Here is a 16281-nt window from a genome sequence, read left to right on the forward strand (position 1 = left end):
CCTGTGACTTATTACACTTGAAGGTCCAAGACATTACCTCATCTGGCATAATCAATCCGCGAGTGCGATTAACACAGCGTAAAACCCATCGTGACGTTCAGTTTGAAATTACTCCAAAAACTCAGCACAGCCTGACATCTTGGTTGCTCGAAAAGGGATTAACCGCTGAGGATTATCTATTTCCTAGCCCAAGGTGTATTCATCAGCCGATGAGTTATAGCTATTACCGCTCGAGGGTAAAAAACTGGGCGAGTCAATTAGGGCAGAATAGTGAATTGTATGGCACGCACTCGTTGCGTAGAACCAAGGTGACATTGATTTATCGTCGAACCAAGGATATTCGGGCGATTCAAATCTTGCTTGGACATGTCAAGTTAGATAACACCGTACGCTATTTAGGTGTCGAGATTGAAGATGCACTGCGGATTTCAGAAGCTATTGAAGTATAAATTTATCAAGTGTGATTATGATTAAACCATCATAGCTGCACTGTTTTGAAAGGAAAATGAAATTAAACAAAGTGCTTTCACTTTGTTGCTAAGGTGTGTTTATTTTTATCCAGAAATGAGTTAGTGAATCAGACTTACCTCGTCTGATTCACACGCTAACATCTTTAATGTTATGTATTTTTGGGTTTATAAAGCCGTAGCCGAATTCAGTCGAACACTATGAATGTTAAATTTCAGTTTTTATAATTTCAAAAATCAAAATTTACAATTTGTACTCAATAATGCTGTTTACCGTAACAGGCTAACCCCGCTGACTTGATTACGGCCATGTTCTTTCGCAAGGTACAATTGCTTATCTGCTGATTCAATAAGTGTTTGCCATTTTAGATGCCGATGGGGCTGCATGCTCGCAACGCCAGCACTAATCGTGACCTCTTGGAAACTGGAGCCTAAATGCTCGATGTGCAAGGCTTGCACTGCGTTAACGATGAGTTGTGCGATGTGCATCGCGCCTAAATGCTGAGTGTCTGGTAATAGGCAAATAAACTCCTCACCACCATAGCGCGCCACTAAATCGTTCGGGCGGTGTATCGCTGTGCGTAGTGCTTTTGCAACGAGACGTAGACATTGATCTCCTTCCTGATGACCATAGCGATCATTGAAAAGTTTAAATGAATCGACATCTAACATCACCACTGACAATGGTGCACTATTTCTGCAGCAGTACTTCCATATTTCGGGAAGTCGTTGCTCAAACAGGTGCCGATTTGCAACCCCTGTTAGCCCGTCCAGTAAAGCAATCGATTGGAGTAAATCGGCTTGTTGTTTGAGGATAAACTGATTATTCACCCTCGCGTTCGTGATAATCGGATTGATGGGTTTATGAATAAAATCAGCGGCGCCAAGCTGAAAGCCTTTAACCTCTTCTTGTTCATCAAAATGCGCGGTAACAAAGATAATGCAGATATTGGCTGTCGCGGGATCGGCTTTGAGCCGTTGACACACTTCATAGCCCGTCATACCGGGCATTTCTATATCCAAAAGTACTAAATCAGGCAGTTCATTCTGACAGACGTTGATGGCTTGCTCTCCGTTTGTGGCCATAAACATTTCATAATCTTCATGAAAAAGCTGATGCAATATTTTTATATTGAGGGGTTGGTCGTCAACGACAAGAATTTTTCCCTTCATGCGATTGGCTTGCGGGATGATTTCCGTAAGATGCATTATTTATTCTCCAACATGATGATGCGTAAAGTGTCTGATGCCTTATCGAATTCGAGTGCTTGCACTTGTCCCTGTAGTGTTATCCACTGTGGATGGTGTGGTAATTTTTTGATTAATCGGTCAACGAAAGTCATGGCTTCTAAATTGTTCGCTTTTAAGAGGAGCATGAGGGCGTTCAGTTCAGTCCAAGCACTCGGCATTAACGCTTGAGAATCGATGGCCTGTGTCATTTTATCTTGAGCTAACACAGTCGATTCAGGTTGAGGGATGTAGGTAGATAGTTGCTGAGTACTTTCATTGATTAATAATTCTAATTGTTCGGTCCACACTTTTATCTCAATAAACTCAAGGTCATTTTGTTTGAGTTGTTTCTCTAAAAAAGCAGCATAAGCGGCTAAACGCAGTGCACCAAAATTACTGGCAAGACCTTTGATGCCATGTCCCACGGCCGCCGCAGTGGCATACTCAAATACTTTAGTAGACTGCTTGAATAGATTTAGTTGTTTCAACATTTCAGGTGCAAAACCTTTCGCCATTTTCTGGAAAAAAGCCTGATTACCGCCAAAACGACGCAGTATTAGCTGGATGTCATCCAGTAATGGCATATTGTCGAGTGGGACTTGTAACTCCGCTGGTTGATGCTGTTGTGCTAATGAAGGGGCTTCTTCCTGTCCTACTAAACGTAAAATGCTGGGGAGTAATATTTGCATGTCGATTGGCTTACCCACATGATCATTCATACCTGCATCGAAGCAATCCTGTTTATCGCTTTGGGATGCATTGGCAGTCATCGCTAAAATGGGTAGCTCCGCAAATCGGCTATCAGCGCGGATAAGCCGTGTTGCGGCTAGGCCGTCCATATCGGGCATTTGTATGTCCATGATCACGATATCGAATACGTTTCCACTTTCTAACACTTGAAACACTCCTTCAACGCCACCGTTGGCAAGTTGCACGTTTGCTCCTTCATAACTCAGCAGCTCATCAATCACTTGTCGGTTGAGTTGGTTATCTTCAACCACTAAAATGGCGAGTGTAGATAACCGTCGTTGCGAGTGTGGCGTAGGATTCACTGTCATCGTTTTGCCTTCGATAGCATTGATTATCGCCTCGGCTAAAATCTGTGATGTGACCGGTTTAGTTAAAAAATTCACGAAGGGGACATTTTTTATATGCTGACTTTCGCTAATCACCTCATGGCCGTAGGCGGTGAGCATAACGATGAGCGGAATAGGGCTATCTGAGTGAGAGTTACATATCAAATCAGCCGTTTGTAGCCCATCAAGATCTGGCATACGCCAATCCATTAGTACGACATCGAATGGTCTTGCGTTTATATTGGCTTGTTTTACTTTTTCAAGCGCTTGATATCCCCCCGAGGCGGTTTCTGCACTGCAGCCAAAGTCAGTCAAAATCTTATGCAAAATTTCGACAGTAAGTTCGTTATCATCGACAATTAAAATATGATACCCACTGAGGTCAATGGCCTGAGTGGCTTCAACTTCCATGACGCAGAACGTTACATCAAACCAGAAGCGGCTACCCACACCTACACGGCTGGTGACGTTTAACTGGCCTCCCATGAGTTCGACTAACTTTTTGCTTATCGCTAATCCTAGCCCTGTACCGCCAAATCGCCTTGATGTTGACGATTCGGCTTGTTCAAAGCCCGTAAAAATGCGCTCTATTTGCTCTTCGCTAATACCAATACCGGTATCTGAAATTGAAATCTGCACCGTAACGGTATTGGCCTCATGACGTAAGCATTCCATGGTGACGGTGACTTGACCGTGGCGTGTAAATTTAAGGGCATTACCCGCTAAATTAACCAAAATCTGTTGTAGCCTCAGTTGGTCGGCTAAGAGCCAGGCGGGTAAAGCCGGATCAAGGTCAAACATGACCTCGACATTTTTGTTGCCATGGTTGCCCGACAGCACTATTGCAAGATCTCGCATAAGCAGTTCGATTGAACAAGGGTGTAGGTCGAGTGTTAATTTACCTGCATCGATTTTTGAAAAATCGAGAATATCATTCAGTAATCCTAGCAATGACTTCGCCGCGGTTTGGGTTTTGGTCACATAATCCTGTTGTTGCACAGACATTGAGGTATGTTGCATTAATTGCAGCATCCCTAAGACAGCATTCATTGGGGTGCGGATTTCATGGCTCATATTGGCTAAAAATGCAGACTTTGCCGCATTAGCTGCATCAGCCTCATGTTTAGCCTCTCTCAAGGTTTCTTCCAATTGCCGCTGTTCGGTAATATCTAAATTGATACCGATGACTTTTGTAACCTGCCCCGTGACATCGCGTTCGATTTGGGCGCCAGCTTGCACATAACGAATGGTGCCATCGGTTCTGACGACTCTAAAAATGGGGTCATATTGGTCTTTTTCTTCTACTGCCGCTTTTAGCTTCGCCTCGGCGAAGTCAATATCATCTGAATGGATCCGCATACGCCAATGTTCATAGGTTAATCCGATATCCTGTAAACTTAGGGGTTGATCGTAAATAGCAAACATCCGCTCATTCCATTCGAGGGAGTTATCGCGTAAATCCCAGCTCCAAATCCCAAGCTTGGCGACTTCCGCAGCCTTACTTAAGTGATTACTCGCAGTGATAAGTGCTTTTTGTTGTTGTAGTACTTGGGAAATATCAATCGCAATGCCTAAATAACCAATAATCTCGCCGACATTATCCAGCATGGCCGTGACAGAGAGAGAGACTTGGCATTGACTGGTGTCTTTTCGCACATATGTCCAAGTGCGCGTTTCAGAACCGAGGGTTCTCGCTTTATAGACGAACACATCAAAGCCTTGAATATCTTCACCATACTCACTGGACAATTCAGCTGATCTTGCCGCGACTTCCTCGGGCAAATGTAGCGGTGCCGGTGTTGATAGCCCGATCATATCCACGGCGGCGTAACCGAGTAATTGCTCAGCCCCACGATTGAAAATCGTGATCACGCCCTTTTTGTCCGTTGCAATGATGGACATTTCGGAGGCGGCATCGAGTACGTTCGTTAATAACGAACCTAACTTATTTTTTTCAATTTGCGCCAATTTACGCTCTGTGATGTCGGTTCTTAATGCGACAAAACGTTCTATATTGCCGTTTTCATTAAAGACAGGACCAATCACAGTATCAAACCATTTCAGCATTTGGTGTCGGTCACGATTACAAATCTCACCATGCCAAGATAGGCCCGATTTTATTTGGGTCCACATGGTGCGCCAGAATGCAGCATCATGCTCACCAGAGTTCAAAATGGCATGGGTTTCACCTAACAATTGTTTGCGTGAATAACCACTTACGTGACAAAAATTATCATTCACCTCTAAAATGACGCCATTCGGGTCGGTGGCAGAGTAGAGCAGCTGTTGATTGATGGTGTCGAGCAACGTCTGGTTTTCGAGTAATGCTTGCTGGAGCGCATTGGTACGCTTGGTGACTTCTTGTTCTAAACGTGCATTCAAGCTTAATATATATCGTTCTGCTTCTTGCTGCGTCGTAATATCGCGGATCGTTTGGCTAAGTCCCACAATGGCACTATCCTCATCATATATAGGCAGCGACGTTGTCGAAGTCGATACATGGCTGCCATTCTGTCGTTGATGGGTTGATATTTGATTTAATACCGTTTTTCCTGAAAACACCTCAGCAAACAACACCTGCTCTTCTAAAACAATGCTTGGTGGGATAATCAAATCGCAACTTGAATGACCAATAACGTCTGTCTGTGTATAGCCAAATATCTCCTCAGCACCTTGGTTCCAACTAGTAATATTGCCCGTTAAGTCATAGCTGATAATGGCATCGAGGGAGTGCTCCAGCATGCTAGCGCGCCTTGCCTGTTCAAGTTGCACTTGCTGCTTACGCTGTAGACTGATAGACCATATAGCGATAAAGGCCGCAAGCAATAAGCTTAATAAACTGCCGCTCAGTAATACTAAGCTTGGTTGATTAAGGTGTAATGACTGAATAAAGGCCGGGTAGGCAATGACTTCGACCTGCCATTTGCGGCCAAAAATTTCTTTCGTCAGTGTGTGGCTATATGCCGATAATGGAGACGCATCATCAGGGTGTGTTTCAAAAAAACTGATGGGACGCTCAGTTTGGGTGATATCGCTAAGCAGTAGCTTCGTCATCTTTTGATTTAATGCTAACCCTGTGAGCACTTCATTTGTCACTAAGGGCGCATAACTCCAACCATACCCTGCTGCAAGTCGTTCTTGTGGTGTTTTAGGCACAGAAATTGTTCGATAAATAGGTTGTAGTATCAAAAATGATTGTAGGGGTTTCCCCGTAGCCTGCACTAAAGTAATTGGCGCAGACAAACGTACTTCACCGGATAACATAGCTGCGTCTGCCGCTGCTTTACGATGTGCCTCTGATGCAACATCTAACCCAATGGCAGCACGGTTTCTGTCTATCGGCTCAATGTATTCAATCACATACTTTTCGCCGCTATGGGGGGTCAGTTGCCGAATATTGAAGTCCGGCCAATCGTCATTTTTGGCTCTTGTTAAAAATGCGGCTTCATCTGAATTGGGCACTCGGCGAATAAAGCCAAATCCACGGGCTCCGGGGAACTCTTGATCCACATCCCTCGATAAACTATAGCGATGGAAGCTAGCACGACTAATACCATACTCGCCTGCGGTTAGAATCGAACCTCGGGCACCGCGTAAACCATATTGATATAAGGTTATACGATTAAGCACGTTCTCACTGATTTGCTCCGTGTTTTCGCGCAATGCTTGGCCAATCGTTTGGGCGTTCATGCGTCCTGTCAACCATGTGAATAGTGCGCTTAGCAGTAATCCAATCAACAGGACTAATAAGCTCCATTTCGAAGCATTTTTATAATTCATAGAAAGGAGCATAAATGCCTAATAATTTATAATCAGAGAGTTATGATTTTGGACTAAGAAGATTTTTTTTTCCACTTGTAGTAACACACTAATTTGGGGCACCTAAATAGAGGTGATATTTAGATGACTTTAGATGAACAGATGAGATCGACAACCCCAAAAACATTTAGTGCTGAATTTAAACTTAAAGCAGCCTAATTAGTCTCGATAAAACCATACTACCGGCGCCGCGAAGGCGATAAACGTGGGTAAATCAACTATGGATAAATGGGTTAGGTAATTAAAACTAAAGCATCAAGGTAGCCCTCTAAAAGCCTCGCCCATTATCCCTGAATAAATTGAAATTCGTGAGATGACGAAGCAAATTAACCGTCTAGAGGAACATAATCTCATCTTAAAAAAGGCTACACCTCTTGATGTCAGACTCTATGAACAATTTACGCTAATCATCTAACTCAAGCTGAGCCATTTTATTTCCGCTATTTGTTATGCATTCAATATACATAGAAGTGGCTATAAATATTGCCTAAACAGAAAAGGTTATATTGATGCTTATTTTACTATTTTATGCTGTGAAGGCTGCAAATGGTATTAGTCATCGCTCTGATAGCTCAATTAGTAACGAATAAAGGGATTAATCAGTTGCCAGCAGCCAAAACAGGATTATATGAAAGTAACACAAGAGCATTTAGCGATCCCCAACACGGTCAACCGAGAGTTTGCTGTTCATAGCCCGGACAATCATGATGTGGCGATGTGACGTATACTGGGGGGAATCGTTGGGAATATCTAACCGTTGTTCTGGACTTATTTCCCCGTAAACCTATTAGTTGGGTGTTGTCATTATCGCCTGATAGCGAATTGACATGTAAAGCATTGAATAAGGCGTTTGAGTTAAGAGGGGAACCAGAAAATGTGATGTTTCACAGTGACTAAGGCTTGAATTACACAAACGTAAATTTCAGACAAATTATTATGGCGTCTTCTGATTAAGCAAAGTATTAGTCGTCGCAGGAATCGTTGGGATAATTCACCCATGGAGCATTTCTTTAAAAGTTTGAAATCTGAGTGGGTACCTGTAAAGGGTTGTTGGAATTTTACAGAAGCAGATTAAGCGACAACAAACTACATAACAGAATATTACAGTGAATCAAAGCCCCATAAAAATAATGGAGGGTTAACGCCAAATGAGTCATAACGATTATATTGGGATTACTCAATTTTACTTTACAACTACAATGGTAAATATAAAAATTCTACACTACTAAATTTCATCTAGAATTACCTAAAAAAACTTACAACTCAATGTAATGCTCTGCCACTAATTGTAAAACATATAATAGTATAGAACATAAAATCATGTCTAATTGCTACCAGAAAGACAGCCTATATACTACTTATTTATTGTTGAGTCTCTAGCTCCTCCCAACTCATTCGTTTCCTGTAAATTGTTGATGGGCTAATATCCAATAATGCGGCAGCTTTGGGAATGTTTCCATCACACATAGCAATTGCACCTTCAATAGTTTGTTTTTCAACTAGCCATAGAGGTTTAATGGAATGACTGCTGGATTCATTTAGTAATAAAGTTGATTCACGTCGAGTGTCATTCTGTTCATATATCAAACTATCATTATCGCATTTATATTGTTTTTCTGCTGAACTAGATTGAATCTGTATCAATGGATGAGGAAACATTAAATGCTCTACTGTAGTCCCTTCGTTGAGTACGACAATTTGACGAATGACATTTTGCAGTTGGCGCACATTACCTGGCCAAGTATAGGCTAAAAGTGTATTCGTGGCAGCAGGACTAAATTCAGTAAAATTTTTACCTTCTTCCTTACTGTAGGTTTTTAATATTTTTTTAGCCAGCAGTAAAACATCATTTCCCCTTGCTCGTAATGGTGGCAATTCTATTGGAATCACATGTAAACGATAGAATAAATCCTCACGAAAATGTCCAAGTTTTACCTCCTCCCACGGCTTGCGGTTAGTCGCACTAATCAAGCGAATATCCACATGCTCCTCCTTAGTGCCGCCTACTCGTTGGAAGGTACCCGTTTGAATAAAACGTAATAGTTTGCTTTGTAAGTCTAAATCCATTTCACAAATTTCATCGAGGAATAAAGTACCGTTATCGGCCCTTGTTGCAGCGCCATCACGGTTACTGTGTGCCCCCGTAAATGCACCTTTGCAATGACCAAAGATCTCACTTTCAATTAATTCCTTGGGAATAGAAGCACAATTAAGAGCGATAAACGGCTTATCTGCACGATTTCCCGTTTGATGTATTGCTTGCGCACAAACTTCTTTACCTGTACCACTTTCGCCCGTAATAAATACAGAAGCTTTACTTTTTGCGACACAATCTATTGTTTTATAAACACTTTGCATTACTAATGAATCACCAATAAAACCTTGATAGCGCCCTTTAGGTAGACTCTTTTCGTATTGTGTTACTAGCTCAAGCAGATGTTTCTGCTTGAGCGCATTTCGCACTGTAATTGACAAACGCTTGCTATCAAAAGGTTTGACCAGAAAATCAAATGCACCTGATCGCATAGCATCAATGGCAATATCAATGCTGCCATGAGCGGTGATCATGATAGTGCTAATATTTGGATATTTCCCGTACACTTGTTTTAAAATATCAAGCCCTGATATGTCAGGCAGTTTAATATCAAGGATCAGTAGATCTGGTTGCCACTTTACCAACTCTCGTAAGGCATCTTCACCGTAATGCACATGAGTCACATTGATACCTTCAGCGCGTAAATACTCAGTGTATAAAGCCCCTAATGACATGCTGTCTTCAACTAATAGCGCTGAATATTCCATATATATCCCTATTGAATAAAACGTTCCATGAAGGCGTCATGTGTCTCTTTACCTATAATTGCCACTTGTTTAATTAATGTATAAATTATTTCAGTCTGTTTGTTACGCGCACTAGATTCAAGTTGTTGTGCTAATAAAAATAAGGCAGCAGCACCAAAACTACCAGAACTACTTTTTAAAGTATGGGCTTGGTCTTCAATCAACTCAAATTGTGTAGGGTCCAATACTGTAAGAGTTGCTACCCTTTCTAATAATTCTTCACAGAAAACCGCCATCATATTCGACAGACTGTCTTTTCCAAGTGCAGTTGATAATTCTGACAATATTATTTCGTCCAATAAATTTTGAGAAAAACTCTTAACCTGCGAAGAAATGATAGGCAGTGTTATGCTGGCATTAGGTAGCCACTTTTGGATAATGCTTAATAGCATTTTTTGATTAACAGGCTTAGAAATAAAATCTTTCATACCAACGAGATAACATTGCTCAACTTCCTCTTTCATCACATTCGCGGTCATAGCAAGAATGATTTGATTAGGATTAGTAGACAGAATAATATGGCTAGCCTCGAGCCCATCCATTTCAGGCATACGAATATCCATCAGAACCAAATCAAAGGCTCTTTCATTCATTAATTTAACAGCTTCAACACCGTTACAGGCATAAGTGACATCAAAGCCAGCTTTTGTCAGCATTGTTCCCGCAATTATTTGATTCGCAGGACTATCTTCAGCTAGCAGAATATGACCTTGAAATAAACTTTCTGCCAAATACACTTCTTCAAATTCATTACTAGGTGCATCTTGACTGAGCAACGCAAACTGCATTGAGCGACTTAAAGGCTTATTAACAACTTGGTCTAATCCTATATTCGATAAAGATTGTGAAATTTCAGAGCTCATCGCCGAGACTAAAGCAACTAAGGTCCCCTCATCACTAAGGTTGGTTTGCTTAAGCCAATTAATTTCATTTTTATCCACTTCAAATAAAAAAGTTTCATCAAGAAGAACAAGATCAAACCTTCCAAGTAGAAGACTTTCTTCTTTTATCTCACCCCAGCTATTAACTACAACAGTTTCAATGCCATACTGTGAATATTGTTTAGAAACTATGCTTAACCATAATAAATCTGTGTGGGCTAACATCACCCGTGACTTGGTGGGAGGGCAATAGCTATGGCAATAGTTAGCTTCATGTGGTTGCAACGAAACATAGAAAGTAAAACAGCAACCTTTGTCAAGTTCACTCTCTAATTCAATTTCACCGCCCATCATAGTGATAAGTTCACGGCAGATAGCTAACCCTAAACCAGTACCTTTATAGTTTGTGTTATGGGTATCATGCACTTGACTAAACTCTTTAAACAATTTGCTCTGCGCTTCCTCAGAAATGCCAATACCAGAATCCGTGACTCGACAAAAAAGCTGCATCAACGACTGCTGGTTATCGGCTATCCACATTTCGACGGTGATTGTTCCTGATACTGAAAATTTAATCGCATTATCCACTAAATTATGGATGACTTGATTTAATCGCTGCCGATCACCCAGCAATGTCTGCGGAACATTACGATCTACAAAGCTAACGAGCTGCAGTCCCTTATCATAGGCTTTTGGCTCTAAAATTTGCAGAACTTGAGCAACAAGTTTATCTGGCTCAAATTCATTAGACTCCAACACCATTTGTCCAGCTTCAATCTTAGAGAAGTCTAAAATATCATTGATTGTATTGAGTAAAGCACTACCAGCCTCTCTAGTAATGTTGGCATGGATCCGCTGTTCTTTATTTAGTTTAGAATGGAGCAGTAATTCAACGCCGCCTAAAATAGCATTGAGTGGAGAACGAATTTCATGACTCATTGTTGCCAGAAACCGTGATTTAACTTTATTGCCCAGCTCTGCTTGCTCTTTAGCTAACTGGAGCTTTAATTCGCTGGCTTTACGTTCGGAAATATCTCGTAAAAAAGCGGTAAAAAGGATTTCATTACCTAACTTGATTGGCACAACCTCCAGCTCTATTGGGATTTCATTACCAGCTTTACAAGTGGCCAATAACTCGATACGTTTATTGATTATGTTGCCAGAACCAGTCTGACGATAACGCTCCATTCCTCCTCTATGGCTTGAATGTTGGCTTTTGGGAATAATTAGTTCTTCAAGGTACCGTCCAATTGCTTCATGTCGTGAATAACCAAATAATCGCGTTGCCGCAAGGTTAAACTCAACAACACGGCCATCTATATCAATGGTTATCAAGCTATCTAGGCTTGCAGCTAAAGTCGCAAGTAGCACTGATTCGGTTTTAGCTGCTGCAACTTCTTTACGTTTTACATCAGATAAGTCTTTGACTAAACCTATAAACATTACCTTATTATCGATTTTCATTAGCGAAACCGATAGTGCAATTGGAAATAATTGTCCATCTTTACGTTGTGCCATCAATTCTCGGCTTGTGCCAATAATCTGAGTGACACCCGTTTCTAAATATTGATGAATAAAACTATCATGTGAAGAACGCATTTCGAAAGGTAAGAAAATAGCAACATTCTGGCCAATCAATTCATTGTGAGCATAACCAAATAATCGACTAATTGCGGGATTAATGTCCGTAATAGTACCTTTATCATTAATGATGACGAAACCATCAACGGCAGAGTCTAGAATGGTGTTTAACCGAATATTAGCTGCTTCTAGCGCTTTAGTTCTAGCGTCCACTTTATCAATCATATTGTTAAATGCTTTGCCCATTTGAGCGATTTCATCTTTCCCTTTAACAGGAATTCGCACCCCAAGCTCACCAGCCAATATTCGTTTAGACGCATTGGTAAGAATGGTTAAGTTTCGGGTCAAGTAATGGCCAAGGAGTAATGAAAATAACGCCACCAATAAAATTTCAATCCCAGCAATTGAGAGGATTTTTGTGGTTACCAACTGAATAAAATCATCAAGACTGCGAGTCTCAAAACCCATATTAATTGTGCCAAAACGATAACCATTATCTTCTATCTTATATTCTAAGTCGAAAATACCATCTTGTACTTGAGCTAATTCGGTATCGGGTTGATGTGAAACTTGAACATACTTGTCTGCCCCACCATAGGCTAAAATATGACTAGGGTCAGACACCGTGACATACAGTACCTCACTTTTAGTTAACAACTCTTCCACTAAAGCTTGCAATGTTGCTATATCATTACTTATAACAGCATCCTTTGATGCAATCGAAAACAAAGTCAACGTGGTCTGAGCCCGCTTCTCAATTTGAGACTGATTAGATAGTTTCAGGTAATTAATACTTGTGTATACCAACAAAAATAGCAGCAAAGCTTCAATCAGTGCTATTCCAACAATCGTCTTCAGCCTAAAGGACACTTTATTTCTCTCCGAGCGGTTTAGATAGCGACCCGAGAGATAGTGACCGAATATCATCCCAATCTTTATCCTCACCCGCAGTAAAAGCTGAAAAATCCACTGAACTAAGTAATACTTGGCCTGCTGGGGTTGTAGATAGTTTTAGAAATTGTTCAAGTAATGCTTGTCGATGTACTTCAGATACCCGCGGGTGAGTTGCAATAGCATGTGGAGTATATTCAGGCGTTTTCCAAAGTATGTTAAGTTGCTGCTTCTGTGTATCGGTCAAATTATTAAAGGTACGCTGTACTCCTCCGCCAGCGTCTACAAGCCCTTGTATAACCGATAAATATACAGAATCGTGTGACCCCACGTATTTTACGTCGACATTAATTTTCGCATTTTTTAGATACGCCCTTGGCAAAACACTTGCTGCAAATGATGCTGGCGCAGGAAATGCCAACGTTTTACCTTCAAGTTGTTCTAATGACTTAATAGGCGAGTCCTTCCGAACAACAACGATGCCTTTGAGCTTCTTATTTTTCTCTCGCGCTAGAGCTTGGTAGCCAGGGAATTCATGAAATACTATGTAGTGATAAGGATTTAGGTAAGCGACATCATAAACCCCTGCCTTTAATCTAGCCTCAAAGGTTGGAATGTCGGGGGCTGTTGCAAATTGCAACTCATAATTAGCGCCTTGAGACAAGGCGGCCAAAATTGGCGGCCATAGCTTTGCGAGTTGAGCAGTTGATTGCTGAGGAACAACGCCAAAAATGAGTACCTGTTTAATATTATTGCTTGCTGGAGATTCTGACGCCATTACTCTTGGTGTATTGGTTACGCCTATCATTATCAAAGCGATAACGGAGAAAGGTGTTAAGCGAGTTAGCCAAGCATGTGGGAATAAAGCAAGAAAGCTATTCATTCTAAATATCCTTTTATCAATGAAGTGCATAAAATTGTATGGTTGATGTATTTCACCAACTCAATACTGCATTAGCAACTCACATGCCATTAGTTAAAAAACATTAAAAACAATGGCCTAAATATTATTATATCGCATTAATTATTTACTATGGATGACAGTTTTGCATTTTGCAACTGAGTCATTTCAACCTGAACTTTTGACTCGCCATAATTGAGAATCTAACGAATTACTCAGCCTATCATCTTAAATTTATAGTCATTTATTATACAGGCATAGATTTTGCTCATCTTGAGCATCCCTTATGAAAGGAGGCGTACTATGCCATTATCCTCAATAACTACGCAGCAGCCTGAAATCTTATCTGTGTTGGTAGTGGAAGATACTGAGAGCGAGCGATTATTTATTTGTAACTTACTGAGACAATTTGGTTGGCTGGTCGAGAGCTGTAACAGCGCATACGCAGCACTAGCATATTTAAAGCATAGTTCTGTTCATGTAGTGATTAGCGATTGGCGTATGCCAGGTATGACAGGGATAGAACTGTGTCAAATATTGAAGAATGTAAACCTCCCACCTTTTGTCATTTTGCTAACCGCTAATAATCAAACAGCAGATATCGTACTAGGAATTGAAGCTGGTGCAGATGACTTTATTTGTAAACCATTCAATCCCGCATTGCTAAAAGTAAGAATGCTAGCTGCTATGCGGATCATGCAGTTACAACAAAACTTAGCAAAAAAAAATCAACTGTTACATCAAGGGCTTGAAAAAGAAACCGCGTTACTGAACACAATACAAAAAGATTTAATATCCGCAGCAAAGGTTCAACGCGAGCTATTACCCCGAGTGCAAGAGCTCCCAAATAATTGGCAGTTACATCATCGATTTCAACCTGCTAATTACCTTGCTGGGGATACTTTTCAATGTTTTGACTTAGGTGAAAATCAACTAGGTTTTTATCTCATCGATGCAGCCGGACACGGTATTACAGCTGCACTGCAAAGCGTGAGTTTAGCGCAGCGTTTATCGATGGAAAGAACAAATTGGCACCAACAATCCCCAAATGAAATCGTAAATGCATTGAACCAAGAACTAAGCGATCCAGATAATACTGGGCGATTTGTCACTTTGCTTCTAGGCAAGATTAATACTTCAAACGGCGAAGTGCAGATTTGTAGTGCCGGACATCCTTCGCCTCTCCTGTTAACTAACTCCGATTGTGAATCTCTCGTTCTCGAAACTGAGTTGCCCATAGGAATACACAGTGCAATACAGTATAAAAATCAAAATTTTAAGATAAAACCAGGTACACGATTAATACTATTTTCCGATGGCGCCTACGAATGCAAACATGAAAAATTTGGCATATTTGGTCTAGACCGTTTACAACAATTATGTGAAAAAGCAAAAAATCTGAGCAGTGAGCAATTACTACACCATCTAAGTCATGCATTAAAACTGTGGCAATGCAACAACATACAAGACGATATATCAATGATGTTAATTACTTATCCATCACAACTTATGCCAAGACTACACTGGAGGTATTATGAATAGTTTACAGCTCAAACTTACCCAAGAACAATGGCGTATTCAGCAGTTTTGCCCTGAGTTAGAACAGTTTATGCTTTTGCAGAATGTACATGAACGCCAAAGATTTAAAGTAATTATTTGTGTACTTGAGGCTATTAATAACATACTCGACCATACTGAAGCGGGCTTAGAGCAAATAGTGCTAATTATGCATTGCAATGATGATCGCATTATTGTTGACCTGCTTGACCACTCGACCGTTTTGCCTAAGATTGAGCCTCATCATTGCCCAGAACAAATGAATGAACATGGCCGTGGTCTATGGATTATGTATAACTGGATGGATGAAGTTCGATTTCAGCCCACTGTGCTTGGTACTCATTTAAGGTTAATTTTACTCCGCCGACATTAGTTTTGTGGCGAAACTATTCAAAAAATCCTATTCACACTTACTACAGTGATGTGATGACCATTATTTAACAGGTTAATCAAACAAGAATAATCATAGTAGAATTGAGTACTACTTTTATATGGTTAGCAATTTGCAATGCAAATTGCTAACCGACCATAAACAGAGTTGATAATTTAGAAAATCAATTAAAAATCAATTAAAAATCAATAGTTAAAGTATTGGCCTAATAAATGCTTTCCCAATATGCATACTAAATTGTTAACAGCCTTAAAGAGGAAAGCATCATGAAATTCTCCCCGATAGAAAAACAGAATGCGAGCATAGTGACATTCCCAACTGAAATGATAATGGCCAATACTCCAACTCATAGAGCAGCTTTGTTGCGGCATATGGAAAATGGTACCAATCGGCTAATTATTAATCTTGAAGAGGTGAAGTATATTGATTCAAGTGGATTATCAGTGCTTATCTCAGCCCTTAAATATGCACAGTTACACGATGGTGAGATTTTACTCTTATCCCCATCTGATAATGTTAGATCATTAATTGAGCTCACTCGACTACATCAAATCTTCACTATTTATGAATGCCAAGATGCTGCTATCGCACATCTAAGCCATAGTTCGATGCAAGTTAATTAAGCATCAATATCAAGGGGAAGCTC

The 16281-nt window shown here is 40.6% G+C and carries 9 protein-coding genes and 1 pseudogene; 5 read left to right on the forward strand and 5 right to left on the reverse strand.

The window, feature by feature from the left end:
• Window positions 1-449: tyrosine-type recombinase/integrase (locus Q4Q52_RS21235; protein WP_311991623.1), on the forward strand; the 449-nt coding region annotated here is incomplete at its 5' end.
• A gap of 288 nt (window positions 450-737) precedes the next feature.
• Here the strand turns inward: Q4Q52_RS21235 and Q4Q52_RS21240 are convergent.
• Together Q4Q52_RS21240 and Q4Q52_RS21245 are read right to left on the reverse strand one after the other, a co-directional pair.
• A complete protein-coding gene (locus Q4Q52_RS21240; RefSeq protein ID WP_311905258.1) occupies window positions 738-1676 on the reverse strand; it encodes a diguanylate cyclase in 939 nt (312 codons plus the stop codon).
• A complete protein-coding gene (locus tag Q4Q52_RS21245; protein ID WP_311991624.1) occupies window positions 1676-6565 on the reverse strand; it encodes a PAS domain S-box protein in 4890 nt (1629 codons plus the stop codon). Before Q4Q52_RS21245 ends, Q4Q52_RS21240 begins: the two co-directional genes overlap by 1 nt.
• Before the next feature lie 111 nt (window positions 6566-6676).
• On the opposite strand from Q4Q52_RS21245, the pseudogene Q4Q52_RS21250 reads away from it, so the two are divergent.
• Window positions 6677-7751, forward strand: a pseudogene (locus tag Q4Q52_RS21250) (IS3 family transposase).
• A gap of 203 nt (window positions 7752-7954) precedes the next feature.
• Here the strand turns inward: Q4Q52_RS21250 and Q4Q52_RS21255 are convergent.
• Genes Q4Q52_RS21255 through Q4Q52_RS21265 form a run of 3 tightly spaced genes read right to left on the reverse strand, consistent with a single transcriptional unit; the run spans window position 7955 to window position 13669 of the window.
• The gene (locus tag Q4Q52_RS21255) at window positions 7955-9394 is read right to left on the reverse strand and encodes a sigma-54 dependent transcriptional regulator (protein WP_006083689.1); all 1440 of its coding nucleotides are present in this window, start codon (window positions 9392-9394) and stop codon (window positions 7955-7957) included.
• A gap of 8 nt (window positions 9395-9402) precedes the next feature.
• Window positions 9403-12822 carry a PAS domain S-box protein gene (locus Q4Q52_RS21260; RefSeq protein ID WP_311991625.1) on the reverse strand — a complete coding sequence of 1140 codons (3420 nt, stop codon included), beginning with the start codon at window positions 12820-12822 and terminating at the stop codon, window positions 9403-9405.
• Complete coding sequence (locus Q4Q52_RS21265; RefSeq protein ID WP_311991626.1) at window positions 12767-13669, reverse strand: phosphate/phosphite/phosphonate ABC transporter substrate-binding protein; 903 nt, start codon at window positions 13667-13669, stop codon at window positions 12767-12769. Before Q4Q52_RS21265 ends, Q4Q52_RS21260 begins: the two co-directional genes overlap by 56 nt.
• A 321-nt stretch (window positions 13670-13990) precedes the next feature.
• Between Q4Q52_RS21265 and Q4Q52_RS21270 the strand changes: the two genes are divergently transcribed.
• The 3 genes from Q4Q52_RS21270 (at window position 13991) to Q4Q52_RS21280 (ending at window position 16258) form a co-directional block, all read left to right on the forward strand.
• Complete coding sequence (locus Q4Q52_RS21270; RefSeq protein ID WP_311991627.1) at window positions 13991-15229, forward strand: SpoIIE family protein phosphatase; 1239 nt, start codon at window positions 13991-13993, stop codon at window positions 15227-15229.
• On the forward strand, window positions 15222-15617 hold the full coding sequence (locus Q4Q52_RS21275) for an ATP-binding protein (protein WP_006083684.1): 396 nt from the start codon (window positions 15222-15224) through the stop codon (window positions 15615-15617). Before Q4Q52_RS21270 ends, Q4Q52_RS21275 begins: the two co-directional genes overlap by 8 nt.
• A 284-nt stretch (window positions 15618-15901) precedes the next feature.
• On the forward strand, window positions 15902-16258 hold the full coding sequence (locus Q4Q52_RS21280; RefSeq protein WP_006083683.1) for an STAS domain-containing protein: 357 nt from the start codon (window positions 15902-15904) through the stop codon (window positions 16256-16258).
• Window positions 16259-16281 lie beyond the last annotated feature (23 nt).

The organism is Shewanella sp. SP1S2-4, from assembly GCF_031932075.1.
GTDB classification, from domain to species: Bacteria; Pseudomonadota; Gammaproteobacteria; order Enterobacterales; family Shewanellaceae; genus Shewanella; species Shewanella baltica.

Coding starts and splice junctions, on each gene's coding strand:
- Q4Q52_RS21270 (WP_311991627.1), top strand. CDS start 13,991: ATGCCATTATCCTCAATAACTACGCAGCAGCCTGAAATCTTATCTGTG.
- Q4Q52_RS21245 (WP_311991624.1), bottom strand. CDS start 6,565: ATGCTCCTTTCTATGAATTATAAAAATGCTTCGAAATGGAGCTTATTA.
- Q4Q52_RS21265 (WP_311991626.1), bottom strand. CDS start 13,669: ATGAATAGCTTTCTTGCTTTATTCCCACATGCTTGGCTAACTCGCTTA.
- Q4Q52_RS21275 (WP_006083684.1), top strand. CDS start 15,222: ATGAATAGTTTACAGCTCAAACTTACCCAAGAACAATGGCGTATTCAG.
- Q4Q52_RS21260 (WP_311991625.1), bottom strand. CDS start 12,822: ATGATATTCGGTCACTATCTCTCGGGTCGCTATCTAAACCGCTCGGAG.
- Q4Q52_RS21255 (WP_006083689.1), bottom strand. CDS start 9,394: ATGGAATATTCAGCGCTATTAGTTGAAGACAGCATGTCATTAGGGGCT.
- Q4Q52_RS21280 (WP_006083683.1), top strand. CDS start 15,902: ATGAAATTCTCCCCGATAGAAAAACAGAATGCGAGCATAGTGACATTC.
- Q4Q52_RS21240 (WP_311905258.1), bottom strand. CDS start 1,676: ATGCATCTTACGGAAATCATCCCGCAAGCCAATCGCATGAAGGGAAAA.